General features: G+C 62.5%; 25 protein-coding genes. 19 read left to right on the forward strand and 6 right to left on the reverse strand.

Going from position 1 to position 24,795, the window contains the following annotated elements; genetic code table 11:
- Positions 1-494: 494 nt before the first annotated feature.
- Genes ACTHNZ_RS16570 through ACTHNZ_RS16580 form a run of 3 tightly spaced genes read right to left on the reverse strand, consistent with a single transcriptional unit; the run spans position 495 to position 3,883 of the window.
- On the reverse strand, positions 495-1,229 hold the full coding sequence (locus tag ACTHNZ_RS16570; RefSeq protein WP_440543712.1) for a class I SAM-dependent methyltransferase: 735 nt from the start codon (positions 1,227-1,229) through the stop codon (positions 495-497).
- Between the two features lie 19 nt (positions 1,230-1,248).
- The gene (locus ACTHNZ_RS16575; RefSeq protein WP_440543623.1) at positions 1,249-2,307 is read right to left on the reverse strand and encodes a glycosyltransferase family 2 protein; all 1,059 of its coding nucleotides are present in this window, start codon (positions 2,305-2,307) and stop codon (positions 1,249-1,251) included.
- A 1-nt stretch (position 2,308) separates the two neighbouring features.
- Entirely contained in the window at positions 2,309-3,883 is a 1,575-nt protein-coding gene (locus tag ACTHNZ_RS16580) for a glycosyltransferase family 87 protein (RefSeq protein WP_440543624.1), read from the reverse strand.
- A gap of 823 nt (positions 3,884-4,706) precedes the next feature.
- Between ACTHNZ_RS16580 and ACTHNZ_RS16585 the strand changes: the two genes are divergently transcribed.
- The 17 genes from ACTHNZ_RS16585 (at position 4,707) to ACTHNZ_RS16665 (ending at position 19,895) form a co-directional block, all read left to right on the forward strand.
- Positions 4,707-4,877 carry a Flp family type IVb pilin gene (locus ACTHNZ_RS16585; RefSeq protein WP_440543625.1) on the forward strand — a complete coding sequence of 57 codons (171 nt, stop codon included), beginning with the start codon at positions 4,707-4,709 and terminating at the stop codon, positions 4,875-4,877.
- A gap of 112 nt (positions 4,878-4,989) precedes the next feature.
- The gene (locus ACTHNZ_RS16590) at positions 4,990-5,160 is read left to right on the forward strand and encodes a Flp family type IVb pilin (protein WP_440543626.1); all 171 of its coding nucleotides are present in this window, start codon (positions 4,990-4,992) and stop codon (positions 5,158-5,160) included.
- A gap of 34 nt (positions 5,161-5,194) precedes the next feature.
- Complete coding sequence (locus tag ACTHNZ_RS16595) at positions 5,195-5,425, forward strand: Flp family type IVb pilin (protein ID WP_440543627.1); 231 nt, start codon at positions 5,195-5,197, stop codon at positions 5,423-5,425.
- 79 nt (positions 5,426-5,504) lie between these two features.
- Complete coding sequence (locus ACTHNZ_RS16600; protein ID WP_440543713.1) at positions 5,505-6,041, forward strand: A24 family peptidase; 537 nt, start codon at positions 5,505-5,507, stop codon at positions 6,039-6,041.
- A gap of 93 nt (positions 6,042-6,134) precedes the next feature.
- Entirely contained in the window at positions 6,135-7,535 is a 1,401-nt protein-coding gene (locus tag ACTHNZ_RS16605; protein ID WP_440543628.1) for an ATP-binding protein, read from the forward strand.
- Positions 7,536-7,571: 36 nt separating this feature from the next.
- On the forward strand, positions 7,572-8,414 hold the full coding sequence (gene cpaB, locus ACTHNZ_RS16610; protein ID WP_440543629.1) for a Flp pilus assembly protein CpaB: 843 nt from the start codon (positions 7,572-7,574) through the stop codon (positions 8,412-8,414).
- A gap of 122 nt (positions 8,415-8,536) precedes the next feature.
- Positions 8,537-10,468: a pilus assembly protein N-terminal domain-containing protein gene (locus tag ACTHNZ_RS16615; protein ID WP_440543630.1), complete on the forward strand. Its 1,932-nt coding sequence runs from the start codon at positions 8,537-8,539 to the stop codon at positions 10,466-10,468.
- A 22-nt stretch (positions 10,469-10,490) separates the two neighbouring features.
- A complete protein-coding gene (locus tag ACTHNZ_RS16620) occupies positions 10,491-10,805 on the forward strand; it encodes a hypothetical protein (protein WP_440543631.1) in 315 nt (104 codons plus the stop codon).
- Between the two features lie 24 nt (positions 10,806-10,829).
- Complete coding sequence (locus tag ACTHNZ_RS16625) at positions 10,830-12,128, forward strand: pilus assembly protein TadG-related protein (RefSeq protein ID WP_440543632.1); 1,299 nt, start codon at positions 10,830-10,832, stop codon at positions 12,126-12,128.
- Positions 12,129-12,169: 41 nt separating this feature from the next.
- On the forward strand, positions 12,170-12,676 hold the full coding sequence (locus tag ACTHNZ_RS16630) for a TadE/TadG family type IV pilus assembly protein (RefSeq protein WP_440543714.1): 507 nt from the start codon (positions 12,170-12,172) through the stop codon (positions 12,674-12,676).
- Positions 12,673-13,137: a TadE/TadG family type IV pilus assembly protein gene (locus ACTHNZ_RS16635; RefSeq protein ID WP_440543633.1), complete on the forward strand. Its 465-nt coding sequence runs from the start codon at positions 12,673-12,675 to the stop codon at positions 13,135-13,137. Before ACTHNZ_RS16630 ends, ACTHNZ_RS16635 begins: the two co-directional genes overlap by 4 nt.
- A 25-nt stretch (positions 13,138-13,162) precedes the next feature.
- Complete coding sequence (locus ACTHNZ_RS16640) at positions 13,163-14,374, forward strand: AAA family ATPase (protein WP_440543634.1); 1,212 nt, start codon at positions 13,163-13,165, stop codon at positions 14,372-14,374.
- Between the two features lie 54 nt (positions 14,375-14,428).
- Entirely contained in the window at positions 14,429-15,796 is a 1,368-nt protein-coding gene (locus ACTHNZ_RS16645) for a CpaF family protein (RefSeq protein ID WP_440543635.1), read from the forward strand.
- A 49-nt stretch (positions 15,797-15,845) separates the two neighbouring features.
- Positions 15,846-16,823 carry a type II secretion system F family protein gene (locus ACTHNZ_RS16650; protein WP_440543636.1) on the forward strand — a complete coding sequence of 326 codons (978 nt, stop codon included), beginning with the start codon at positions 15,846-15,848 and terminating at the stop codon, positions 16,821-16,823.
- Positions 16,824-16,864: 41 nt separating this feature from the next.
- Positions 16,865-17,830, forward strand: a complete 966-nt coding sequence (locus tag ACTHNZ_RS16655; RefSeq protein WP_440543637.1) for a type II secretion system F family protein — start codon at positions 16,865-16,867, stop codon at positions 17,828-17,830.
- Positions 17,831-17,927: 97 nt separating this feature from the next.
- Complete coding sequence (locus ACTHNZ_RS16660) at positions 17,928-18,206, forward strand: hypothetical protein (RefSeq protein ID WP_440543638.1); 279 nt, start codon at positions 17,928-17,930, stop codon at positions 18,204-18,206.
- A gap of 144 nt (positions 18,207-18,350) precedes the next feature.
- A complete protein-coding gene (locus ACTHNZ_RS16665; protein ID WP_440543639.1) occupies positions 18,351-19,895 on the forward strand; it encodes an SH3 domain-containing protein in 1,545 nt (514 codons plus the stop codon).
- 19 nt (positions 19,896-19,914) lie between these two features.
- On the opposite strand, the gene ACTHNZ_RS16670 is transcribed toward ACTHNZ_RS16665, so the two are convergent.
- From ACTHNZ_RS16670 to ACTHNZ_RS16680, 3 genes are all read right to left on the reverse strand, one after another.
- The gene (locus ACTHNZ_RS16670; protein ID WP_440543715.1) at positions 19,915-20,244 is read right to left on the reverse strand and encodes an addiction module antidote protein; all 330 of its coding nucleotides are present in this window, start codon (positions 20,242-20,244) and stop codon (positions 19,915-19,917) included.
- Positions 20,241-20,564, reverse strand: a complete 324-nt coding sequence (locus ACTHNZ_RS16675; RefSeq protein ID WP_440543640.1) for a type II toxin-antitoxin system RelE/ParE family toxin — start codon at positions 20,562-20,564, stop codon at positions 20,241-20,243. The genes ACTHNZ_RS16670 and ACTHNZ_RS16675 overlap by 4 nt, the downstream gene beginning before the upstream one ends.
- 252 nt (positions 20,565-20,816) lie before the next feature.
- Positions 20,817-22,115, reverse strand: a complete 1,299-nt coding sequence (locus ACTHNZ_RS16680; protein WP_440543642.1) for an MFS transporter — start codon at positions 22,113-22,115, stop codon at positions 20,817-20,819.
- Between the two features lie 146 nt (positions 22,116-22,261).
- Here ACTHNZ_RS16680 and ACTHNZ_RS16685 point away from each other — a divergent pair, with 146 nt between their 5' ends.
- Positions 22,262-23,089: a GntR family transcriptional regulator gene (locus ACTHNZ_RS16685; RefSeq protein ID WP_440543716.1), complete on the forward strand. Its 828-nt coding sequence runs from the start codon at positions 22,262-22,264 to the stop codon at positions 23,087-23,089.
- 43 nt (positions 23,090-23,132) lie between these two features.
- Entirely contained in the window at positions 23,133-24,794 is a 1,662-nt protein-coding gene (gene mdcA, locus ACTHNZ_RS16690) for a malonate decarboxylase subunit alpha (protein WP_440543643.1), read from the forward strand.
- Position 24,795 lies beyond the last annotated feature (1 nt).

Genomic DNA, 24,795 nt, shown 5'->3' on the forward strand with positions numbered 1-24,795 from the left:
CGTCCCGCAGTTGCAACAACTTGGGCGTCGGGCGTGGGCCGCCGGCCCCAACGCGACCGTCGGCGCTCGACATGAAGGCCTTCCCCGGTGTTTGGCATGACGTTTGCTTAAGTTATATGCCCGCAGGCCGCGCAGGAATCGCCATTCAGAATCACACGCGAGGGCCGACATCAAATGGCGAACAGCGCCGGCCGCGGGGCGCTTTCGGCATCGCTGCCGTTCGCATCCAGCGACGGCAGCGATGTGCCGAGGGCGCTAGAAAAGTGTCTGCGCGCGTACGGAACCGCGCCGGCGTTGGTACGAACTAGGTATGCGCGAGAGCCACGGCCCGCTGGTCCCCTCGAACAGCCCGCCCGAACGGACCGTTCGCTCGACGGCCATCATGAGGTCTCGATCGAAGACAGCCGCCGGGCCGTGCGCGAGCGCCACCGATGCCGCGCTCCAGTAGACGGAAAAGTCGATTCCGAACCCTGCTTGCGACGGTCCACCGGCCGTCACGAGTCCGCCTTCAATACAGCCAGCAGCGAGACGCCAAACGGCAGTCCATGATGCGCGAGCCATGAGGCTTCGCTTTTGAAAATCCCGTAGAGCGCCGCGTTCAACGGCTCAGCCGGCACTGCATCGCCGCTCGATCTTCCGCGTCGAAGCAGCCGATCGCACAACCGGGCCGCCACCGCGAGGGGAAACAGCAGCGTATTGAAGTAAGTAACGCGCTCGACGCGGTAACCTGCCGCTTGCGCGCAACGCGTCAACGACGCGCGATCGTAGCGGCGGCGATGATGAAGAAACTCGTCGTGCGCACTCCACAGCCATTGATAAGCCGGTACCGTCACGACGATCGATCCGCCCGGTGCCAGCAGCGCATGCATGTGCCTGAGCGTGCCGACGTCGTCGGAAATGTGTTCCAGGCAATCCAAGAAGCAAATCAGATCGAACGCGTCGCGAAACGGAATATCGTCCGGGCAGTATCCGCGACGGATATCGAAGCGGCCGTGGCTCCGCTCGATGCTCATTGCAAGGGCACTGGCATCCATCTCTAAACCGCTCACATTGCCGAATTGCGCCAGAAGATCGAGATTTCCGCCGGTGCCGGAGCCTACTTCGAGGACACGCGATCGAGGCGTCAGCGCGAGTCCTCGAAGTATCGAGGAAAGGACCTCTCGACGGCCCCGAAACCACCAGTGTTCAAGCTCGGTCTCCGCCATTTCCAAATAGGCTTCCGGTGACATGATCGTCTCCTTCACTCGATTAGCGGCCCATCCGTGCATCGGCCATCGCCCGCCCGCGCGGAACTTGCAACGCCGTGACGTTGCGCACGCCGGCTTCGTCGCGCCGCAGGGGCAAGGCGCTCACGTTGTCGTCCATTGGATAGCGTCGCCGCAAGATGTAGATCGGGCGTTGCTTGGTCTCGTCGTAGATGCGGCCGACATATTCGCCGACCATGCCGATTCCGATCAGCTCGATCCCGCCGAGGAAAAGGATGATCGAGAGCAGCGACGCGTAGCCCGGCACGGGGTTTCCGAACAGAATCGTGCGTCCGACGATCGCCCCGCCGTAGCAAAAGGCGAGCGCCGCCATCGCGAGCCCTATGTAGGTCCAACTGCGCAGCGGCACCGTGCTGAAACTCGTGATGCCTTCGAGGGCGAAATTCCAGAGACGCCACCCCGAGAACTTGGACTTCCCCGCTGTGCGCGGCTCGCGTTGATATTCGACGATGACGGTACGGAAGCCGACCCAGGCGAACAGCCCCTTCATGAACCGGTGACGTTCGGGCAAGTTTCGCAAAGCATTGACGACCGCCCGATCCATCAGGCGGAAGTCGCCGACGTTTTCGGGCAGCTTGATTTCGGAAAGCGCGTTATGGACGCGATAGTAGAGCGCAGCGGTCGTGCGTTTCAGAAACGCATCGCAATCGCGGTTGCTTCTTTTAGCGGCAACGACTTCCGCACCGTTCATCCAATGCTCGATCATGACCGGGATCAAACTGGGCGGATCCTGAAGGTCGGCATCGATGGGAATCACCGCATCGCCCGAAGCTTCCTCGATACCCGCCGTCACCGCGGCTTCCTTGCCGAAATTGCGCGAGAAATCGAGCACGCGCACGCGCCGGTCGGCCGTCGCAACGCGCACGAGCTTATCGAGCGTGCCGTCGGTGCTGCCGTCATTGATGCAGACGATCTCGAACCGTATCGATTCGATCGACTCGAGAAACGGCACGATCGTGGCAAAGAAGCCGTCAACCGCTTCGGTCTCGTTGTAAAACGGCACCACTAGCGAAATCAATGGCTTGCCGATCTGTCGGTCCATGTCACCCCCCGTTCGTTCCACTGCACGCGACATCGAGACCACACGGACAATCGCGAGTCGCCGTTTTTTCAGCAATCCCATTTGCGGCTCGTGAGAGCGTGCCTTCAGCGGTTGCACGCATACGCCGCAATATGACCAACAACACGGCCAGCAAGATGATTGGGCCGATCTGCGGTAGATCCCAGTACGGATTGAAATACTCGTAGAGGGGCAACAACCACGCGAAGCCAAGGACTTCTTGCTCGCCTCTCAGCCACCCCTGCTCGAAGCCCAACGAGGCGATGCATGCCAACGCAATGCCGAGCCAGGTGAGTTCGTAATGCCAGACGTAGGGATTCGCGACCAAGGTGGAGACGACCAGCACGGAGCAACGCAGCCGGGTGTCACTCGTGCTCCGCCAAACGTGACACGCAGCCGCTATCGCGGCGATCGCCACCCACGCCTGACCGAACCTCGCGAGCGCGAGCCCTGCACCACTCATACGCAGCGCGGCGAAGGCAGTTGGCGAGCCGCGCCAGAAATGAAAAAAATGATCGATGATGATGCTGCGCGCAAAGTCGGCATTGGCAAGGAACAGGTGCAGCGTTTCCATGCCGCCGGCGATCACGCCGAACGCAGTAATCGACAACGCGCTGATTCCGGCCACGACAAAGGTGCGCCACGCCCCGGCTGCAATCAAAACAAAAGGAAACACGATCCCCATCTGAGGCTTGATTGCCAGCAAGCCAATGCAAAAGCCGGCGAGGATCGGTCTGCGATCGACCCAGCGCACGGCAAGCGCTGCGCACGCCGCCGTCAGCAACGAGTTCTGTCCCACCGCCGCGGCCACGAACACGCACGGGGAACCGGCCACGAACAGCGCGGCCACGCGCGGTTTTCCGATCGCCTGCCCGAGCTCCGAAACGCGTAGCGTTACCCTCGTGAACAACAGCGCACCGACACCCACGAACAAAAGGTATGAGACTGCTAGAGGAAGCAGCGAAAGCGGTGCAATCGCGAACAGAAATGCAGGCGGATACAACCAAGGCAGGAAGCTGCCGACCTTGAACGTGGGCAGTAGCATCGCCTCAGCCTTGGCAAACGCGAGGTGGTTATACACTTGCCAAGGCGACCCATGAAGCAGCACGTGCGAAGCTGCCCAGAAAACCGAGAAGTCGATGCCGGGACGCGACACATCTGGCCGGCTGAATCCGCCTGTGGCCCAGGCCCAAGCGCACAGCACGACCGCGTAGATCACGATCATGGTGCTGCAATAGAGCAGCAACCTGCTCGGCGTCAACCAGCCGCTCACGCGCCGATCGGTGCCGCGCTTCCCCCGACTCAAACCGTACATATCTTTCGCCTTATGTGGCCATCGCTCGAAATGCGATGAACTGGTCCGCGATGATTTTTTCTCTTCGTCGTATCGAGTGATTTCGGTCGGGACATCCGTACACGAATCACCTGACTCATTGTTGGCAGAAAAAAACGGCGCTTTCAAGAGAGTCTTCCCGCGGGGCAGGTAACGCATGCTCCCATTAGGTGCGGTAACGAACACAGGCACGTCTGCGCCGAAATTGATGAATTGCGCGTACACGTTTCAGCCTCGAAACACTTCTGCCAATCGTGTCTCGTGGGCAAATTGCCATGTGCTTGTTGGAGCCGGCGCTATGGCAATTAAGGATCCGCGGGCCGCGCAGTGAAATAGCGGTAGTGCCGAAATGGCCTCGCGGCTGTCGCACGCCTGAGACAGTCAATCCATAAATCGCGGGCGGCCGGGCAGCCGGCTTTGCAGGAAGCCTTGAAAATCAAAGGGTTCGCGCCACTGGTCCGGACCTTGCCTAGGTAGCCGCGCAGTCGACGATATGACGGCCGGCGCAATTCGGATCACTCGACGAAAGATCGAGCAGAAGCACCGCAAACGGACGTCAATCACGGGGAGGCTCCTTCCTGTTCCCGTCATCCATTGGGATGACGGGAACAAGGCGGGATCCCGGTGAGTCGCCGGCTGACAAGTTGGCGTCGAGCGCAAGCCGATGCCGGAGAAAGGCGCTGAATGCCCGGGGGGGATCAGCATGAGCACGACGAATCGACGCGGTGCATCGCTTGTCGCAACGACGACAGGCGAAGCATGCATCAAGCGCATTGTCCGCCACCTAGGCAATGTCGTTGCGGCAGCCCGCCAATGGGCGCCGCGCCTCTCGCTTCCCCGCCTCGCACAGAGCATCGCGCGCCACGACTGCCTATTCGCGATGGCGAACTTTCCTCCTGGTCACGCACGCGTTGCAATTCCGATATACGCGCGCCTGCATCGGCAGGCAAATCGAACCGGTTTATTCCCGCAGCACCCGTAGCAGTACGTTCCCGAAGCCAATCCCGGCAAGGGCCTTGTCACTCTGCATCTCATGGAGACTCAAAAAATGCAAACCATCATCAACCAAGCAAAGCGTTTCCTTCGCGACGAAGACGGTGCAACGATGGTCGAGTACGCGCTCATGCTCGCCCTCATTGCCGTCGTCTGCATCACGGCTGTTGGTTTGATCGGCACCAACGCGAATACGATGTTCAACAAAATCGCAGACGATCTTTGACGAGCTCGGGCGGGCCGAACCGCCTCACCGGGGGTGCCCGCAGCTCTCTCAAGCCCAGCGTCTTTTTCTCAATCAAATGCGACTCGCGAGTCTCCTCGGAGGGAGAACAAAAATGCAAAACATTCTTACCCAAGCGACAGGTTTTCTTCGTAACGAAGACGGCGCCACGATGGTCGAGTATGCGCTCATGCTCGCACTCATTGCCGTCGTCTGCATTACGGCCGTTGGTTTGATCGGCACCGATGCGAACAACATGTTCAACTCGATCGCAGACGATCTTTGATGAACTAGAAGGCGACGTGCCAAAGGAGGAGATCGTGAACGCAAGTGCCCTATTCGTACGCCTCGTCGTTCGGGATTTCGTGAGCCTTCAGCGACGCTCGCGCGCCGCCCGAGAGCTGAACGCCTTTCTTCACGATGACGGCGGCGCAACGATGGTCGAGTACGCGTTCATGGTCATGCTGATCGCGATCGTATGCGTCGCGGCGATTTCGACGATCGGCTCGAAGCTGGACACCTTCTACAACACCGTCGCCGATGATTTTTGAGCAAACGTTTTTGCGCGGCTCATGCGCGCCACGGCAGCGCTTCGCTGCCAACCAAACAACTTGATCGAGGCTCCTGATGCTGACCGCAGCCCTTCCGCCCCAACCGATCCCGGCTCTCGTGGTCGGACTCGTCGTGCTGACCGCGAGCACGGATATCGTCTGCCGCCGCGTCCCGAATCGCGTGATCGCGATGGGCCTTGTAGCCGCATTCGTGGTTCAGGCGTTTCTGCTCGGCCCTGTGACAGGTCTCGGCGACGCGCTCGCTGGCACGCTTGCCGGCTTCGCGTTGCTGATTCCGCTGTATCTGCTGCACGCAACCGGAGCCGGCGACGTCAAGCTGCTCGCCATGATCGGCGCGTGGGTCGGGCCGACCACGATCCTTTACGTCGCGCTCGCGGCCTTCATCATCGGCGGCGCGTGGTCGATCGCCTGGACGCTCTTTCGCGGCCGCATGCAGCAGCTTCTCCTGAACCTTTGGTCGATCACACACGGAGGCTGGCGCCTGCGGCACGAGGGGCCGAGCGATACGTCAGGCATCAAATCGGTCGGGACATTGCCTTACGGCGTTGCCATCGCCGCCGGGACATTGGTCACGCTCTTCATGTCCGCGGCGTAGGGATCGAACGCAAAACACGTTTCAGACCAGGGATCGGGCGCGCCCGCGTTTCTGACGGCCGCATGACAGTGATGAACTATTCGGGGTTTGCACATGGACGGACACAACATCGAACAGGGCAGCTCGGCGCAAATCACGCGCCTGCCGGAGCCGCCGGCCTTGCGCGCGCGTAACGCCGATGCACCGGCCGTCGCCCTGCGCGCACCGCGCACATTGGCAGACACCGGATTGCCGCCCACGTTCGTCGGCCGTCTCGTGCTGAAGTCCACGCTGCTGAACGGCAAGTCGACGTTCTCCGATTTGTCCGAGCGCCATCGGCTGCCTATCGCCGTCCTCGAAGACGTGCTGTCGTTTCTCGTGCGCGAGCATCTCGCGGAAATCACGCACCGCGGCGCGACCGATATCGACGTGACGCTGCGCCTGACCGACGCCGGCCGCACGCTCGCAGCAGACGAGTTGGCACGCTGTAGCTATTGCGGGCCCGCTCCCATCGCATTCGAGCACTACGCGCAAGTCGTGCGCGAGCATTCGGTGCGCAAGCAGCGCATCACGCATGCCGATGTGGAAGCTGCATTCGGCGACGTGCGCGTCAACCACGCATTGCTCGATAGTGCCGCGGCGTCATTGAATGCAGGGCGGCCCCTATTGATGTATGGCCCGGCCGGCAGCGGCAAAACCTTCATCGCCGAACGGCTCGGCAAGCTTCTGTACGGTGACGTGCCGATTCCCTATGCGCTTTTCGTCGGCGGCGAGCTCATCCAGCTCTACGACCCGCTCGTTCATCGCGACGCACCCGCGGCGGCCCAAGCGGCTGTCGGCGACAAGCGTTGGCGGCTGTGTCGCCGGCCGGTCATCATCTCCGGCGGCGAACTGACGCTCGAGGGCCTCGATCTTCGCTACGACGTCAACGCGGGCTTTTATCAAGCACCGCCGCACCTGAAGGCGAACATGGGCCTGTACATCGTCGACGATCTCGGGCGTCAGCGCGTGGCAGCTCACGAACTGCTCAATCGTTGGATCATGCCGCTCGATCGCGGCATCGACCTCTTCACGCTGCAGTCCGGAACGCGCTTCACGGCACCGTTCGACGTTTGGCCGGTGTTCTCGAGCAACCTCGACCCTGCGCAGATCGGCGACGAGGCATTCTTGCGCCGCCTCGGCTCGAAACTGCAAATCGGCCCGCTTTCACTCGACGACTATCGCGCCGTGTTCGATGCATGTTGCGCATCGATCGGTTTCAAGTTGCCGCAATCGGCATTCGACTATTTGTTGCACGACCTGCATATGGCGACGAACAAGCCATTTCTAGCGTGCTACCCGCGTGACCTGCTCCACCTGCTTGCCGCTTCCGCGGAATACCGCGGGGCTGCGCGCGAAGTCACCGAGGACGGGCTCCTCGAAGCATGGCAGAGCTATTTCGGTGAGGTCGGAAGTCGCATCGGGCCTCATCCGCCCGCCTCGAAGCAGCCCGATAAACGATTGGCGGCGCGTTGAAGCGCGCTCCTTCCTTGATCCACCAGGAGTCTTGTCATGAAAAACAGTCGCGCTCTATTCATGCTGGCGATAGCCATGATCGCCGGCGTTGCGTCGGTCATTTTCGCGTCCCGATGGCTGATCCATACCTCATCGAGCGCCCTCACACCGGTTGCCGTTGCACGCGATGACATCAATCTCGGCCAGCCCCTGAACGTCAACATGATCCGCATCGTCAACTGGCCGAGCGGCAGCGTGCCTCCAGGCTCATTCATGGATACGAAAACGCTCGACGGACGCGTGCTTCGCACGAGCCTCGCTCGCGGCGAACCGGTGCTCGAATCGAAGCTCGCGCCGATCGGCACGAAAGGCGGCCTTTCCGCGGTTATCGACAAGGGCGATCGGGCCATCACGGTGCGCGTGAACGACGTGGTCGGCGTGGCAGGTTTCGCACTGCCGGGCAACTACGTCGACGTCATCGTGAACACGCAAGAGCCCGGGAAAGGCGACCAGCAGAGCATTTCGAAAATCGTTCTCGAAAAGATTCTGGTGTTGGCGGTCGCGCAGCAGGTAAGCCGGGACGACACGCAGCCGAAGGTCGTCAACGCGGTGACGCTTCAAGTGTCGCCCGATCAAGCAGAGAAACTCGACCTCGCACGCAGCGTCGGCACGTTGTCGCTCGTGCTGCGCAACCAGGTCGACAAAGACCAGCTCGCAACGACGGGCGCAACCAAGCTCACGCTGCTCGGACTTCCCGCCGCCGCGTCCGCACCTGCGCCGGCTGCCGCGCCCGTCAAGACGACGCGCGTTCGCTATGTCGAAGCGCGCCCGGCCCCGCATCCGAAGCGCGACTGCATCGGTGTGCTTTCCGGTGTCACAGGCAGCGAGGAATGCTTTTAGCGGGGCCGCCGCGGGTACGCGAGGACCGATTCGCGTGAGCGCGCAAAGCAAAAAAACCACTACAGCATCAATGAACGAAGCACAGGTATCACGGATATCAGTAACCCGGGGGGCATCATCAAATGGATAAGAGAACGGAGTCGTTCATGGGGCAAAGCCCGCGACGCGGCAAGGCCGGCAGCGCAGTATTCGCGGCGCTCGTCGCGGCGGGCGTGATAAGCATGCAGCCCGTCATCGCCAAAGAGGCCCCCAAGGGCCGCGCGGACCCGAAGGCAGCAGCACCGGCCGCCGCGCAACCGCTGCGCGGCCCCAATTGCACTGGCCAAGTCCGCGAAGGCGCGAACGTCGCCGTGGCGGTCGGCAAGTCGATACTCGTTCCGCTCGACGAAGCGACGCTCGCGCGCACGATCGGCAATCCCGTCGTTGCACAGGCGACGCTCGTATCGCCGCGCACGCTCTATATCGTCGGCATGTCGGTCGGTACCACCAACATGATCATTCAGGGACGCAGCGGTGCCTGCCAGATGATCGACGTCATGGTCGGCGTCGATGCCGACGGATTGCAGCACACGCTGAGGGAATTGATGCCGAACGAACGCGGCATTCACGTCACGACCGCGGCGGGCAACCTCGTGCTCTCGGGGGACGTATCGAGCTCACCGGCCGCCCAGGAAGCCATGCAAATCGCCTCCGCCTACGCTGCGTCGCAGCCCACCCAGCAATCGCAATCGAGCACGTCGAGCGCCGCGGGAGCCAGTTCGACTCAGCAGACTTCGAGTTCGGGCGGATCGACGGGCGTGCTCAACATGATGAACGTCGCTGCCCCGCAGCAGGTCATGCTCGAGGTCAAGGTCGCCGAAGTCGCGAAAACGCTCGTCAATCAGATGGGTTCGTCGCTCAATCTTCAAGGCGGCTTTGGAAGCTGGACCGGCGCATTGGTCAGCAACTTGCTGAGCGGCGCGCAGACGGCCCTCGTGGGCAGCAAAGCGAACAAACTGCCGTTCGCCGCGGCGATCGATGCGCAAAAGAACGATGAGCTCACGAAGATCCTCGCCGAGCCCAACCTCGTGACCGTCAGCGGCCAAGAAGCCTCGTTCCTCGCCGGCGGCCGCGTGTTCATTCCTGTGCCGCAAAGCAATTCGGGCAACGGCAGCACGATCACGCTTCAAGAAGAGGAGTTCGGGGTGGGCCTGAAGTTTACGCCGACCGTTCTCGCCAACGGCCGCATCAACCTGAAGGTGGCCCCGGAGGTGTCGGAGCTGTCGCCCACCGGCGTGGCAGTCACGGCGACCGGCGTGAATGCGTCGGCGATCCTTCCGCTCATCACCACGCGCCGCGCCGCCACAACGGTACAGATGAACGACGGGGAGTCGTTCGCCATCGGCGGGCTCATCGGGAACAACATCACCGGCACGTTGAAAGCGTTCCCGGGCTTGGGCGAGGTGCCGGTCATCGGCGCGTTGTTGCGCAGCACGAACTTCCAACAGGACCGTACCGAGCTCGTGTTCATCATCACGCCGCATCTCGTCAAGCCGCTCGCGAATCCGAACCTGCCGTTGCCGACCGACAGCTTCACGCAACCGAACGAGGCCGACATCTACGCCACCGGCAATATGGAGGGCCGAGGTGCCGAGCGGAAGATGCCCTCACCCGCTAGCGTGCCGAGCGCATCCAAGGCACCTTCGGCGGGCACGTCGACCCCTCTGAGCACGCCGCCATCGAGCTCGACGACGCAACCGCCCGATGCGGCAATGCCTGCCCGAACGGAGGCGATCTCATCGCTGCAGTCTCCGTCGCCCGCTGTGCCACAACCGGTGCCGACCGTCCGCGTCACTGCCTCCGTGCTGCCTAGCGCGGATCCGCGTGGACCCAGCACGCCTTCCGCATCGCCATCGGCACCCGTGACCCCGTCTTCGAGCAAGGATGTGGCGGCCATCGATGCCAACGCGGCGCGCATCGCTCGCATCGAACGGACCGCGGCGCGCTTGGATGCAGCTCAAAAGCGTAGCGAGCTCGCAATGTCGAAGGAATCGAACGGTTCAGCGAAGCAATGACGCTTGGCTCAAGGGGAATCTCATGAACGTCAATCACTATCTTTTCGTGCGCCGGGCGCTCGTCATCGCCGCAGCCCAGGCCTGCGCCGCGCTCGGCGGCTGCATGTCGAGCTCGCCGATCTGGGACGCGCATTTCGGCGAAGCGGTCAGAACCGTGACGCAAGCGCAAGTCATCGATGCAGGAGCAGGAGCACGCAACCCGTCGGCACCGGGCATCGACGGTCGAGCCGCGAACTCGGCGATGGGCCAGTACCAGAAGTCGTTCGAGGCACCGCCTAAAACCTTCACGCCGCTCGTGCTAGGCGTCGGCACTGGCGGTGAAGGCGGAGGTCAGTGAACCAACGTACCGGGGGAAGTCATCATGCGTCGCCAATGGCAATCAGGCATACCAAGCAGGACTCGACGTACGCAAGGCGGCGCCGTGGCGGTCATCGTCGCGCTGTCCCTTGCGGTGCTGATCGGGGTCGTGGGGCTCGCGCTCGATCTCGGCAAGCTCTACGTCGTGCGAAGCGAATTGCAAAACAGCGCCGATGCTTGCGCGCTGGCCGCGGTTCGCGATCTCACCGGAGCGACGATCAACCTCTCGGTATCGGAGGCTGCCGGTATCACGGCCGGCAGCCTCAACCGCGTGTTCTTTCAGAGCACCCCGGTGCAGTTGGCGACGGACAGCAACGTGACGTTCAGCGATTCGCTGAGCAACCCCTTCCTGCCCAAGGGCTCGGTGGCCAACCCCTCGGCCATGAAGTACGTGAAATGCACGACGTCGCTGGCGAACATCTCCAATTGGTTCGTTCAGGTGCTCAGTGTGCTGCCGGGCAATTCGGTGGCCAATGCTTCGGTATCGACGATGGCCGTCGCCACGACCAGCCCCGCGCAAACCACCTGTGCCATTCCCGTCTACGTATGCAAAGCCGGCACGGAGCCGAGCGCGCCCGCAGGGGAACCCGATTACGCCTCAGGACAGTGGATCCAGTCCAAGTCCGGCCCAACGCCGAATTTCGGCGCCGGCAACTTCGGATGGAGCGCCCTGAACGGCGCTTACAACGCCAACACGATCAGCAACGAATTGACGAGCAATCAATGCACGATCCCAAGCCAGAACTCTAACGTCGGCTCACCGGGCAACAAATGGTCGGACAGCACGGCATGGAACACGCGTTTCGGCATCTACGCCAACCCATACTCCCAGTCGGGAAACCAGGCCGCCACCCCTGATTTCACCGGGTATTCGTACACTCCGTCGAAATGGACGACGACGACCGACGCGTACGGTAACACCTTCGGTAACGCATACAGCGATTTCGTCTCGCAACGCTCGAAATTCAGCTCGTATCAGGGGGACACCGCCGCGGGCGTCAATACAAAAGGTTCTTATAGCTCGACCAGCTACTCGGCGGGCGCCGATCGCCGGCTTGCCATTACGCCGGAAGTGGATTGCTCGGTATTGCTCAGCGGGGCAAAACAGGCCCCCGTTCTGCGCTGGGATTGCGTGCTGATGCTCAATCCGATGGGCAAGGACCCGGCGAACCCGAGCCAGGATCTGCCCGTCTACCTGGAATTCGAAGGCAAGGCGAACTCGACCGGCGTTCCTTGCGCGGCGTTCGGGATTCCCGGCGACAGTGCAACGCTCGGGCCGCTCGTTCCCGTTCTCGTGCAGTAATGGAGGCGACCATGAAAAACCACCGCCCCTCTCCCAAACGCATGCGCGGCGCAGCGATGGTGGAATTCGCCATCGTCGTGGCCCCGCTCCTGCTGCTCGCTTTGGGCGTGGCCGAATTCGGCCGGGCGCTCTACCAGTATGAAGCGCTCACCAAGTCGACGCGAGATGCGGCGCGCTTTCTGTCGACGTACCTGTCGACCGATCCTGCCTACCCGATCGCCAGCGCCCAATGCCTCGCCGTATACGGAGACGCAGCCTGTCCAAGCGGCTCCGGCACCCCGCTCGTCAACGGCTTGACGACATCGATGATCGTCGTCTGCGACGCCTCGCACACCACCGATTGCCAGGATGCCTCCGACCCGACGCAATTCGCGAGCGTCGCGACTTACGACACGAACAACGGCGCGTCGAACGGAGCACCGACGGGCAGCGTCAATCTCGTCGAGGTCAAGATCAAAGGCTACCAGTACACGCCGATCGAGACGTTCTTCAATCTGCAAGGGCTCATCTTCGGCAACATCTTCACCGTGATGAGGCAAGCATCATGAAGGCACGCCCGCACTCCTTCGTCTCCAGGCGGCGCAAGCAACACGGCGCGGCGCTCGTGGAGTTTGCGATCGTTGCCGCACTGTTTTGCACCGTGCTGGTCGGTATTCTCGAGTTCGGTCGCGTGCTGTTCTACTGGAATACCGCCAGCGAGGCCGTGCGACTTGGCGCGCGCACCGCCGCGGTGTGCGATGCCGACGCAACGGTCATCAAGTCCAGGATCACCGGGTTGCTGCCCTTGCTTGCCTCGTCGAACGTGAATCTCACTTACACCCCGTCCGGCTGCGACTCGGATCCGACCACGGCACGCAACACCTGCACGTTCGTGACGGTCAGCGTCACCAACGTCAGCGTGAAGACGATGATTCCGTTCGTTCCGGTCACGCTCACCATGCCGCCGCTCACCACCACGTTGCCGCGCGAAAGTCTCGCGACGTCGACGGGCGGCACCGTATGTCAATAACCTTGATAGATCGGGCAGAAAAATCATGATCGATATCCTCAGCATCTCAAGCGACGCCTCGCGTCTTGCCCAGATCGCGCGCCACATCGGCGAGTGCGGCAGCTACCGGACGACACGCATCGTGGGGACGCCGGCACAACTCGCCGAGCGCGGCGACAGCCTCGAGTCGTTCGACGTGCTGATCGTCGATGCCGCTACGCTGCATGACGCGCAATTGCCCGTCATCGCACATCTGTGCCAGCGCCTGACACGGCTGACCTGCATCTTGCTGACGCCCGACACCTCGCAGCAGATGCTGATCGAAGCGATGCGCGCGGGCGTTCGCGACATCCTCGCCTGGCCGCTCGACAAGCGCGCGCTGTGCGAGGCACTGCACCGCGTCGAGCAAAATCGCGTGCTGCAGGGCGGTCACGTCACGCGCGTCTTGTCCTTCATGTCATGCAAAGGCGGCGTGGGCACCACGTTCATCGCCTGCAACGTCGCATATGCGCTGTCGGCATTCCAGAAGAAGCGCGTATTGCTCGTCGACCTCAATCAACTGTACGGCGATGCGTCGTTTCTTCTCACGAGCGAGACGGCTCCTTCGACGCTGCCGCAAGTATGCGGAAACATCGAGCGCATGGATTCGGCATTCCTCGATGCGAGCCTCATGCACGTCAGCGACACGTTTCACCTGCTCGCGGGCGCGGGCGATCCGGTCAAGGCGGCCGAAGTTCAAAGCGACAGGCTCGAATGGATGCTCGGCGTTGCGGCGCCGCGCTATGACTTCGTCATCTTCGACCTCGGGCAATCGATCAATCAGCTTTCGATCGTCGCGCTCGATCGCAGCGACGAGATTCATGTGGTGCTGCAACCCGGCATGCTCTACGCCCGCGCGGGGCGTCGTCTCCAGGAGATTCTGACGTCGCTCGGATACCCGCATCCGAACCTGAAACTGCTGGTCAACCGGTATACGCGCCACGCGGAACGTGAAAAGGCGGCGCTCGAGGAGGTTCTCGACGTCGCGCCTCACCTCGTGCTGCCCGAAGACAACGAAGTCGTCACGGAGGCCGTGAACCACGGCCTGCCTGTCTTCGAGGTCAGCCGCAAGAGCGGCATCGCGCGCGGTCTGCAGCAATTCGCGGAGGACATCGCCAAGGGGACGCCGACGGCCTCGCCGGGGCACAAGGGTACCGAGCCGCGGCGGACGGGCTTGTTCAACCGGCTCGCGGCTCCCAAGCTCAAGACCTCCGTGTAGCGGACACGGATAGAAATATAGATAGACATATAGACAGATATCTAGGAGAAAACCATGTCGCTACGTGAGCAGATTTCGAGTCAATTCGTGCAGCCGCTCAATGAACGCAACGCCGCCGGCAGCTCGCACAATGGCATGGCCCGAGGTGCATATCAGAGTCTGAAGCGAGAGGTCCATCACCTGGTGCTCGAGCGCGTCGAGCTCGAACGCATTTCACGCCTATCGCCCGATGTCGTGCGTCAGGAGCTCACTGCGCTCATCATGCGCATTCTCGAGGAGGAACGGGCGCCCGCCAACGATTTCGAGCGCAAGCAACTCGTCGTCGACGTCTATGACGAGATGTTCGGCTTCGGTCCGCTCGAGACGCTGCTGCGCGATCCGGGCGTATCCGACATTCTCGTCAATACCTATCAACAAACCTACGTCGAGCGCAAGGGACGCTTGGAACTCACCGACGTCACGTTCTACGACGATGCACACTTGATGAAAGTGATCGAGAAGATCGTGTCGCGCGTCGGACGGCGCATCGACGAATCGAGCCCGATGGTCGACGCACGTTTGCCGGACGGATCGCGCGTCAATGCGATCATCCCGCCCTCCGCCGTGGACGGGCCGCTCGTATCGATCAGGCGCTTCGCCGTCAACCCGCTGCAGGTGCCGGATCTCATCCAATTACAGACCCTCACCCCGCCCATGGCCGATCTTCTCGATGCGCTGGCGCGCGCGAAGGTCAACATCCTGATCTCGGGCGGCACCGGCAGCGGCAAGACGACGCTTCTGAACATCCTCTCGGGCTTCATCCCGGCCGATGAGCGCATCATCACGATCGAGGATGCCGCCGAGCTCCAGCTTCGTCAGCCACATGTTGCAAGGCTCGAGACACGGCCTCCGAATATCGAGGGACGCGGCGAGATCACGCAGCGCACGCTCGTGCGCAACGCCCTGCGGATGCGGCCGGATCGAATCATCCTCGGCGAAGTGCGCGGCGCCGAAGCACTCGACATGCTCGCCGCCATGAACACGGGGCATGAAGGATCGCTCGCGACGATTCACGCGAATACCCCGCGCGATGCGCTCACGCGCCTCGAGAACATGATCAACATGGCGGGCATGTCGCTCCCGCCGAAGACGATGCGCCAGCAAATCGCGTCGGCGATCCACGTCGTCATTCAAGCCACCCGGCTCAACGATGGACGGCGCAAGATCGTCAGCATTCAAGAGCTGACGGGCATGGAAGGCGAAGTCATCAACATGCAGGAAATTTTCGCCTTCAAACGTACGGGCGTCGATCCGAACGGCAACGTGCGCGGCTATTTCTGCGCGACCGGCGTGCGCCCGAAGTTCGTCGAGCGATTGCAGGCATTCGGGATCAATCTTCCCGATCAGCTCTACGATCCCGCGCGGCGATTCGAAACCGCGTAGCGAACCGGCGAGTTGCACTGCCCCACCTACCGGAACCTAGGAGACTCGCATGGATTCGATCTTCTACGCATTTATCGTCCTGATGTTCGTTGCCGTCGTGCTGGCGGTCGAAGCCGCCTACCTCTGGTGGAACAGCCGTCACGGCGCCGCGGCTAGGCGCATCGACTCGCGCATTCGTGCGCTGTCCGCGGGCGGGCACGTGAACAAGGAGCGCTTGTCGATCCTCAAAGACAATTTGCTCAAGGAGGCGAGCTTTTTCGACAAGCTGATGATGCAGATGCCGCGGGCGAAGTCGCTCGATCTTCTGCTGCAGCAATCGGGAGCCCGTACGAGCGTCGCGCGATTGGGCATCACGAGCCTGCTCATGGCGTTGTGCGCGCTGACAGTCACCGCCTTCTTGCCGGTGCCGGTGGCGCTCGATCCGGTGGCCGCGGTAATCGCGGGCGCCTTTCCGTACCTTCGTATCGTCCGCCTGCGCAACAAGCGGCTGCACAAGCTCGAAAAGCAATTGCCCGACGTTGCGGATACGTTGAGCCGTGCGCTGCGTGCGGGGCACTCGTTCGCGAGCGCCATCGGCATGGTGAGCACCGAATTCGCCGAGCCGATGGGTGGGGAATTTCGCATCACCTTCGACGAAATCAACTACGGCGTACCGCTGAACGAGGCCTTGCTGAACCTCGCAAACCGCGTGCCGATTCGCGACTTGCGGTATTTCGTCATTGCCGTGCTGGTTCAGCGCGAAACGGGGGGCAACCTCGCCGAGGTACTCGACGGCATCGGCTTTCTGATCCGCGAGCGGTTCAAGCTCTTCGACAAGGTTCGGGTGTTGGCGGCCGAAGGCAAATTGTCCGCATGGGTGCTTGCTCTGCTTCCGTTCGTGACCGGCGGAGCCGTCATGCTCATCAACCCAAGGTTTCTTCCCGTGCTGTGGGAGGACCCGGTCGGCCAGAAAATGCTTGCCGGCATGGCGGTCATCATGGTGACGGGCGTGATGTGGATGCGCAAGATTATCAAGATCCGCGTGTGAGTGCGCGTGCACTCGCCGCGACGCTGTTATAAGGGGGTGTCATGGATTCGCCCAATACGACGAACATCGTTTTGCTGGTTGGCCTCTTCGTCATCGTGTTCGCCGGCGCGTTCGGCGCGATGCTCATCTTCGCACCGCGCGACATGCGGCGGCGCATTCAGCAGGCCGGAGGACCACAAGTCTCGCTGCCGTCCGAAGCCGAATCGACAGGCGCAGCATGGCTCGAAAAGATCGCGGATATTTCGGAGCCCATTGCAAAGCTGTCGATCCCCAAGGAGAACTGGGACAAGTCGGCGTTGCGGCTGCAACTGATGAACGCCGGCTGGCGCTCGCCTCACGCTGCCGCAGTGTATTTCGCGGCCAAAACCGCGCTGGCCCTGGCACTGCCGCTGCTCGCGCTGCCGTGGCTGGCCACCAGTTCCATCTCGACCAACCCGATGGAGATGAGCGGTATCTTGCTGCTGCTCGGCGCAATCGGCAACTACCTGCCGAACGGCGTCCTGAAACACCACGTGACCACGCGCAAGCGTGCGATCTTCGAGGATTTTCCGGATGCGATCGATCTGCTGACCGTTTGCGTCGAAGCCGGCTTGGGGCTCGATGCCGCCATGGTGAAGGTGGCCGACGAAATCAAACTGCGCAGCCCCGTGGTAGCCAGCGAACTCCAATTGATGCTGCTGGAATTGCGCTCCGGTTTCTCGAAGGAGCAGGCGCTCCGCAATCTCTCGTTGCGCACGGGCGTCGACGACATCGAATCGTTCAGCACGATGCTGATTCAGGCCGAACGCTTCGGCACGAGCATCGGCGACTCGCTGCGCGTGCTGTCCGATACGCTGCGCACGCGCCGCCAGATGCGCGCCGAGGAGCAGGCGGCGAAGATCGCTTTGAAACTGCTGCTGCCGCTCTGCTTCTGCATCTTTCCCGCTATGTTCATCGTGTTGCTCGGGCCCGCGGTCATTCAAGTGTACCGGGTTCTCTTGCCGATCCTGAACGGCGGGGGCATTTGAGCAGGTTCCGGGGGCGCGGCGCGCTATAGCCGCGTCCGTCGTCGCGGGCGTGGCAGCGTATCGTAAACTGTCGTGCAACCCCGACGAGGAGCCCGACATGATCCGCAAGACGCGCAACGCTTCGCAACTGCAAGAGGAAGTGAGCCGCCGCATCCATCGCATTCATGAAATCGTCGAAGAAGGCGTGAAGATTCGGGTGCCACGTCCGCAAAAGCAGGAGCCCGACGCGAGCGGCTGCAATTGGACGATGAAGCACTTCGGCAATGCGGTGGGGTACGAGCGCTTCGTGGGCGACGTGCTGACGGCCGTGCGGGCGGAATACAATTTGTCCGACGCCGACGAAGGCAAGGATATCCGCGGCCTTTTCGGCGAGTAGCGCGTCCGATGCGCACGATGCGCCGTATCGAACCGAAAGGCGTTCCGCGGCGTGCGGGGCTTCCGCTCGGTGGCGCGGCGTAGCGAATCGGTTCGCGTATGGCCGTATGATAGGGCCTTACGCCGGTCTCGCCTCGTGCCAAGAATGACTTTTTCGATTGCCGCTCGTATTCCCATGCATGCGCGCACGCTTACCGTTCGCGCTGCGCTCGCCTCGCTCGCGCTGGCACTCGCCGCCTGCGCAACGAACCCTCCCGTCGTGCAACACGCCTATGTCGATCCGATCGGCGTGTTTCCGATGGCCGACTACGATCAGAACGTCGATCATTGGATCGATCCGGCGAGTGGCCACTACGACACGCCGTTTTTGAGCGAGCAAGCGCAGCGCGCCCATTGGAACGCCTATCTCGCTCGCTACTTCGGAACGGGTGAGCACGACGCGTCGCCGTGGAATCCGGCGTACATCGCGAATCGACTCTACGGACAGGGCGGCGCGGACATCGTCGACTTGCAGTTGCGGCGAATCGGCAACTACGACAACGAGGGCAAGCCGGCCCGCGCGATCGGCTATGGGCAGGACTATCGTCCGCATACGGCTCGGTGGATCTACGACATCGAGCAGAACATGAATCTGCAGCAATTCGCCCAGGCGCCCCGCTATGTGGCGAGCGCACGCGCCATCGCCACCGATGCGCTGCTCGTGCGCGAATTGCCGACGCTGGACCCGTCGTTCTATTCGCACACGATCGCCGGCGAGGGCTATCCGTTCGACAATCTGCAAATTTCGTCGGTGCGTCCCGGCACACCGCTCTATGTGATCGGCCACAGCGTCGACGGTGCATGGGATTACGTGCAAACGCCCGACGTCCAAGGATGGGTCTCGGCAACGGGAGTGGGCTTCGTCGACGATGCGTTCATCGCGGCGTGGTCGCATCGCCCGAGCGACAGTTGGGGGGTCGTCATCACGGCATCGACACCGGTGAGCGATGCGAGCGGCACGTTTCGTTTCAATGCAACGGCCGGCACGCTGCTGCCGCTGGCGCAAGTTGGCGCGCCGGAGCCCGCGGCGCGATACACGGTGCTCGTCCCTGCCCGCGATATCGATGGCCGTGCGGTCGTGCGCCGGGGGCGACTACCGGATACGGCCATTGCGCCGGCCCCTATCTCGGCCACGCCGCATCATTTGGCGCTTTTGATCAAATCGCTGATCGGCCGCCCGTATGGATGGGGCAACATGAATTTCTATAACGATTGCTCTTCCGAACTGCAGAGTATTTTTGCAGCGTTCGGCGTCTGGTTGCCGCGCCACTCGTCGGCGCAGATGACGGCCGGAGAGATGACCGATCTTTCGTCGTCGCTACCCGCGCAGCGTATCGATTATTTGGTCGAGCACGGCCAGCCGATGAGAACGCTCGTGTACATCGGTGGCCACGTGATGCTGTACCTGGGCAATACGACGCGCGGCGGGCACACGGTACCCCTCGTTTATCAGGACATTTGGGGGCTGTCGCCGGCCGATGACAGCCGGCGTGCCGTGATCGGCGGTTCGGTGATCTTTCCTGTGCTGCTCACGATTCCGGAGGACCCCGCGCTGCGGTCGCTCGCCGCGACCCGGATTTTTCAAATGAGCGTGCTTGGCATGCCGAGCGGCACGGCGCCGCCCCCGACCGAGGAAAATCCGGCGAGCTGAGCGGCTACCCGCCGTTTGCTCAGGCGTGCGCCGGATTCGCTGGCTCGACGGAGAGCCGCATGCCGATCGTCTTAAGAACCGCTAAAAGCGTTCTAAGTGTAGGGTTTCCTTTGGCCGATAGCGCTCGATACAGCGATTCCCGGCTAATTCCTGCTGCCGCCGCAACAGCGCCCAATCCGCCGTATGCTTCGGCCAAAGTGCGCAGAGCCAGCAAACCCGCGGCTCGATCATCAGGGCTATCGAGCGACTCCATTGCCGCCTTCAAATACTCGACCGCCAGTCCGTGGTCGGCCCGCAATTCAGCGACCTCTGCATCGTGGTGCGACACTACGCCTTTTAGCTTACTCATGTCTGCCTCTGTTTCCATTCCGACCAAAGCTCCTTAGCGCGTTTAATGTCAGCCGCTTGGCTGTTCTTGCTGCCCCCGCATAAAAGCAACACGATGGCATTGCCATAACGGCCGCAATAAACTCGGTAACCCGCGCCGACATGAATGCGCAACTCGATCACTCCTTCTCCGACGGGCTCGCAATCGCCAAAGTTACCTGCCTGCACCCGGCCCAGCCGCACGCGGATGCGGGCTTCGGTAGCCCTGTCCCCTAATGAGCGAAGCCATTCGCCAAACGGCTCTCGCCCGTCGCCGCTTCGATACCGAACCAGTTCTATCATGGCACATGTGTAGCTTAAAAGCTACTCCTCTACCATGGAAGGCGTGACGCGGCCCTGTTTAGCAAAGACAGTCGGACGAAAGGAAGGGCAAGAGATGCCCGAAGGAGCGGCACGGCGCCGCCCCCGACCGCGGAAAATCCGGCGAGCTGAGGAAGAAATCGGCCGCAGGGAGTCGTCATCGGAATGCGCCGAGCGGGACGTGCCGGCCGCATCCGATACCATGACGCGCACTGCGGCGGCTAAGGCCGCGACCTACTGCGGCAACACCTCCCCCCGCGTCTCCGGTGCCAACGGAATCACGAACAGCCCGACGACGAATACGATCGCCGTCAACGCCACGGGCAGCCCGAGCGTATGCGTATGCAGCACGGCGGCGCCGAGCAGGAAGTTCACCCCCGCGCCGATGAACCGGCCGAACGACGTGCAAAACGCGAACGCCGTCGCGCGCACGCGCGTTTCGAACTGCTCGGGCAACCACAAGCTGAACAGCGCGAAATTCCCCCCGAAGAATCCGAGCGCGAACAACCACGCAATGAACGGCATCAACCCGTTCGGCAGATAGAAAGCCCAGCCGAAACTACCGGCGATCGACACGGCCATGCCCGCAAAGTACAGCGCCAGCGTCTTTCTACGCCCGATGCGCTCCGCGAGCGGCGGGAGCGCCAGACACCCGAGGATCGTGCCGATCGACAGCAACCCGGTCGCGATCGAGGCCGTCTTGATTGCACCCGCCTTGTCCATGCCCGACTTCAACGCGAGCTGTATCACTGCCGACGGCTCGTACACGGCACCGGCCCACAAGCCGACGATCGCAATCGTCAACAGCACGCACGCTACCCATGTGCGGCGGCGATAGCTAGGACCGAGAATCTCGGCCAGCGGCTTCGCGTGAACGACCTTCGCCTCGGCCTTCTTCCACTTCTCGGGCTCCTTCACGCGTAGCAGAACCATGATCGCAATGACCACGGGCACCGCGCCCGTCAGGAACATCGCCCGCCATCCGAAATGCACGCCAATCGTGTAGTTCAGCGCCGCAGCCAAGAAGAAGCCCGCGTAATAGCCGGTCTGCAAATAGCCTGCCCCCATCTTGCGGCGATCCTCGGGCCATGCTTCGGCCACGTAGGTCCCGGCCAGCGCCCATTCGCCGCCGATGCCGATACCGGCGAGGAAACGATAGATGGCCAACTCGTAGACACTGTGCGCCGTCGCCGAAAGCCCCGTAAAGATCGCGAACGTAAAGATCGTCGCCGCCAACACCTTCGTGCGCCCGAAGCGATCCGCGAGCGGCCCCCAAATGAACGATAAGCCCCACCCCACGAGAAACAACGCAAACAAAATCGACCCGGCAAGGCCGACGTTCGCGGCATTCGCCTGAATGCCCGAGCGCGGCAACAACTCGGTCAACGCCGGCGTGAGCACCAGCGCATAAATGAATGAATCCATCCCATCGAGCGTCCATCCCGCCCAGGCTCCCCAGAACCCCGCTATCTGGGAACGATTGAGCGGCGTGCGTCGTCGCGCGGCGCGCGCGGTTTCTGTCATCGAACTCATCTCACACTCCTCCGGTAAATCGGTTGGAACTGCCGATCTGACATGAACATCAGCGCGCGGAGCTTGCCGCGCCTGCTTCGAGCCTCGATATTCCTGGGGTTTGCCCGATTTCTATATCGAATATTTTGTATATAATATCGATCATGATGACCGACAGCGCAACGAATCGTTTTCCCTTAGAGCCGGAGTCCGATCAAGGCTTGCCCCTTGCGACGGTGGCCGTGGCACCGCGCACGAGCGCATCGCGCATGGTGGCCGACGCGCTGCGGGCCGCCATCGTCGACGGCCGGCTGCCGCCCGGCGCCCCGTTGCGCCAGGACGCCGTGGCCAAGCATTTCTCGGTCAGCGCGATTCCGGTGCGCGAAGCGCTCCGGCAGCTCGAAAGCGAGGGATGGACGAGGGTGGAAATGCACAAGGGCGCGACCGTCGCCCCGCTGTCGGCCGACGAGGCACGCGAGATCTATGAAATTCGTGCGGCGCTCGAGGGCCTCGCGCTCACGCTGGCGATTCCCCATCACACCGACGAAACGCTGCGCGAGGTCCAGGCGCTCTATGAAGCGGCGGAACTCGAACGCGATCCCGCGCTCTACGTAGCGCGCAACGAGGCGTTTCACATGAGCCTGTATGCGCCGGCCGGCCGCCCGCAATTGCTCGAAATGATCGAGGCTCTGCACCGGCGCGGCGAGCGCTACCTGCGTGTGAAATTCGGTCTGTCCGAGCACAAGCGCGTTTCGGATCAAGAGCATGGTCAACTGATGAGAATGGTTCGGCGCAAGGACACCGCCGCCGCGCAGAAGCTGATTGCGGATCATTTGCTCGGCACGGGCGAACTGCTCTATCGCCTGTTGAGCGAGCACGCGCCGGTGCCCGATTCGTCCGTGCGCAGGCGCGGCAGCGGCAGTGCGCAGGCAGTGCCGGCCGCACATTCGACGCTCGTGCCCAAAAAGCGCGTCGCCAGGCGCACCAACGGATAGCCGCGGTCCGCAACCACCCAACGCATAGGAGCCGATTCGCTCGATGATCTCCGCAATAGAACAGCCGGCCCAGCGCAGCTGGACCACCTTGCGCGACGAGAAAGCGCGACGGCTCGCAGCCGTTGCGCCGTGGCTCGAAGACGGCATCCTGCCGCGGGAACGCATCGTCGACGCGCTGCAAGCCTTGATCCGCCCAGGCGATCGCGTGGCCCTCGAAGGCGACAATCAAAAGCAAGCCGATTTCTTGTCGCGTTCGCTCGCTCGAGTCGACCCGGACATCGTCAACGGCATTCATCTGCTGATCTCGAGCATCAGCCGCCCCGAGCATCTGACGCTGTTCGAGCGCGGCATCGCACACAAGGTCGACTTTTCGTTCGCGGGCCCGCAAAGCCTGCGCGTCGCCCAGTTGCTGGAAGACGGCCTGCTCGAAATAGGATCGATCTATACCTACGTCGAGCTCTACGCGCGCATGTTCGTCGACTTGACGCCTCGCGTCGCGCTGCTGTGCGCGGAGAAGGCCGATCGTCACGGCAATCTCTATACCGGCGCGAACACGGAAGACACGCCGACGATCGCGGAAGCCGCGGCATTCCGGCACGGCATCGTCATCGTCCAAGTGAACGAAATCGTCGATACGCTGCCGCGCGTGGACATTCCGGGCTCGTGGGTCGACGTCGTCGTGCAGGCCGATCGTCCGTTCGCCGTCGAGCCGCTGTTCACGCGCGATCCGCGCCACATCGGCGATCTGCAGGTCCTGACGGCGATGATGGTCATTCGCGGCATCTACGAGGCTTACGGCATCACGTCGCTCAATCACGGCATCGGCTTCGACACGGCCGCGATCGAGCTGATCCTGCCGACATACGGCGCCGAGCTTGGCCTGAAAGGAAAGATCTGCCGCAACTGGACGCTCAATCCGCACCCCACGCTGATTCCCGCAATCGAATCGGGATGGGTCGACAGCGTGCATTGCTTCGGCAGCGAGGTCGGCATGGAGGCCTATGTCGCCGCGCGCCCCGACGTGTTTTTCACGGGCCGCGACGGCAGCCTGCGCTCGAATCGCGTGCTGTGCCAACTCGCCGGCCAATACGGCGTCGATCTCTTCATCGGCTCGACGCTGCAGATCGACGCCGATGCGAACTCTTCCACCGTGACGCGCGGACGCCTCGCCGGCTTCGGCGGCGCGCCCAACATGGGCCACGATCCGCGTGGACGCCGTCATGCGAGCGAAGCCTGGCTCAAATTGATGAAAGCGGCCGACGGCCCCGTCTCACGCGGCAGCAAGCTCGTCGTTCAACTCGTCGAGACCTACAAGAAGGGCGGAGAGCCCACGTTCGTCGACGAGCTCGATGCGATCGCCGTGGGCAACAAGAGCGCCATGCCCATCGCGCCCGTCATGATCTATGGCGACGACGTGAGCCATGTCGTGACCGAGGAAGGCATCGCCTACTTGCACAAGGCCGAAGGCATCGAGGAGCGGCGCGCTGCGCTCGCGGCCGTGGCCGGCGTCACGCCGATCGGCTTGCGGGCGAAACCGGAACGCACGGAGGACCTGAGGCGGCGCGGCATCGTCGCCTATCCCGAGGATCTCGGCATCCGGCGCGCGCAGGCCAAACGCGCACTGCTGGCCGCGCGCAGCATCGACGATCTCGTGGCGTGGTCGGGCGATCTCTACGTGCCCCCGGCACGCTTCAGGAGCTGGTGAT

This window comes from Trinickia sp. (assembly GCF_051953955.1).
Taxonomy (GTDB): domain Bacteria; phylum Pseudomonadota; class Gammaproteobacteria; order Burkholderiales; family Burkholderiaceae; genus Trinickia.

Excerpts from the sequence above, each read along its gene's own strand:
- ACTHNZ_RS16570 (WP_440543712.1), bottom strand. The coding sequence starts at position 1,229 with ATGTCACCGGAAGCCTATTTGGAAATGGCGGAGACCGAGCTTGAACAC.
- ACTHNZ_RS16575 (WP_440543623.1), bottom strand. The coding sequence starts at position 2,307 with ATGGACCGACAGATCGGCAAGCCATTGATTTCGCTAGTGGTGCCGTTT.
- ACTHNZ_RS16585 (WP_440543625.1), top strand. The coding sequence starts at position 4,707 with ATGCAAACCATCATCAACCAAGCAAAGCGTTTCCTTCGCGACGAAGAC.
- ACTHNZ_RS16590 (WP_440543626.1), top strand. The coding sequence starts at position 4,990 with ATGCAAAACATTCTTACCCAAGCGACAGGTTTTCTTCGTAACGAAGAC.
- ACTHNZ_RS16605 (WP_440543628.1), top strand. The coding sequence starts at position 6,135 with ATGGACGGACACAACATCGAACAGGGCAGCTCGGCGCAAATCACGCGC.
- cpaB (WP_440543629.1), top strand. The coding sequence starts at position 7,572 with ATGAAAAACAGTCGCGCTCTATTCATGCTGGCGATAGCCATGATCGCC.
- ACTHNZ_RS16615 (WP_440543630.1), top strand. The coding sequence starts at position 8,537 with ATGGATAAGAGAACGGAGTCGTTCATGGGGCAAAGCCCGCGACGCGGC.
- ACTHNZ_RS16620 (WP_440543631.1), top strand. The coding sequence starts at position 10,491 with ATGAACGTCAATCACTATCTTTTCGTGCGCCGGGCGCTCGTCATCGCC.
- ACTHNZ_RS16625 (WP_440543632.1), top strand. The coding sequence starts at position 10,830 with ATGCGTCGCCAATGGCAATCAGGCATACCAAGCAGGACTCGACGTACG.
- ACTHNZ_RS16630 (WP_440543714.1), top strand. The coding sequence starts at position 12,170 with ATGCGCGGCGCAGCGATGGTGGAATTCGCCATCGTCGTGGCCCCGCTC.
- ACTHNZ_RS16635 (WP_440543633.1), top strand. The coding sequence starts at position 12,673 with ATGAAGGCACGCCCGCACTCCTTCGTCTCCAGGCGGCGCAAGCAACAC.
- ACTHNZ_RS16640 (WP_440543634.1), top strand. The coding sequence starts at position 13,163 with ATGATCGATATCCTCAGCATCTCAAGCGACGCCTCGCGTCTTGCCCAG.
- ACTHNZ_RS16645 (WP_440543635.1), top strand. The coding sequence starts at position 14,429 with ATGTCGCTACGTGAGCAGATTTCGAGTCAATTCGTGCAGCCGCTCAAT.
- ACTHNZ_RS16650 (WP_440543636.1), top strand. The coding sequence starts at position 15,846 with ATGGATTCGATCTTCTACGCATTTATCGTCCTGATGTTCGTTGCCGTC.
- ACTHNZ_RS16655 (WP_440543637.1), top strand. The coding sequence starts at position 16,865 with ATGGATTCGCCCAATACGACGAACATCGTTTTGCTGGTTGGCCTCTTC.
- ACTHNZ_RS16660 (WP_440543638.1), top strand. The coding sequence starts at position 17,928 with ATGATCCGCAAGACGCGCAACGCTTCGCAACTGCAAGAGGAAGTGAGC.
- ACTHNZ_RS16665 (WP_440543639.1), top strand. The coding sequence starts at position 18,351 with ATGACTTTTTCGATTGCCGCTCGTATTCCCATGCATGCGCGCACGCTT.
- ACTHNZ_RS16670 (WP_440543715.1), bottom strand. The coding sequence starts at position 20,244 with ATGAGTAAGCTAAAAGGCGTAGTGTCGCACCACGATGCAGAGGTCGCT.
- ACTHNZ_RS16675 (WP_440543640.1), bottom strand. The coding sequence starts at position 20,564 with ATGATAGAACTGGTTCGGTATCGAAGCGGCGACGGGCGAGAGCCGTTT.
- ACTHNZ_RS16680 (WP_440543642.1), bottom strand. The coding sequence starts at position 22,115 with ATGAGTTCGATGACAGAAACCGCGCGCGCCGCGCGACGACGCACGCCG.
- ACTHNZ_RS16685 (WP_440543716.1), top strand. The coding sequence starts at position 22,262 with ATGACCGACAGCGCAACGAATCGTTTTCCCTTAGAGCCGGAGTCCGAT.
- mdcA (WP_440543643.1), top strand. The coding sequence starts at position 23,133 with ATGATCTCCGCAATAGAACAGCCGGCCCAGCGCAGCTGGACCACCTTG.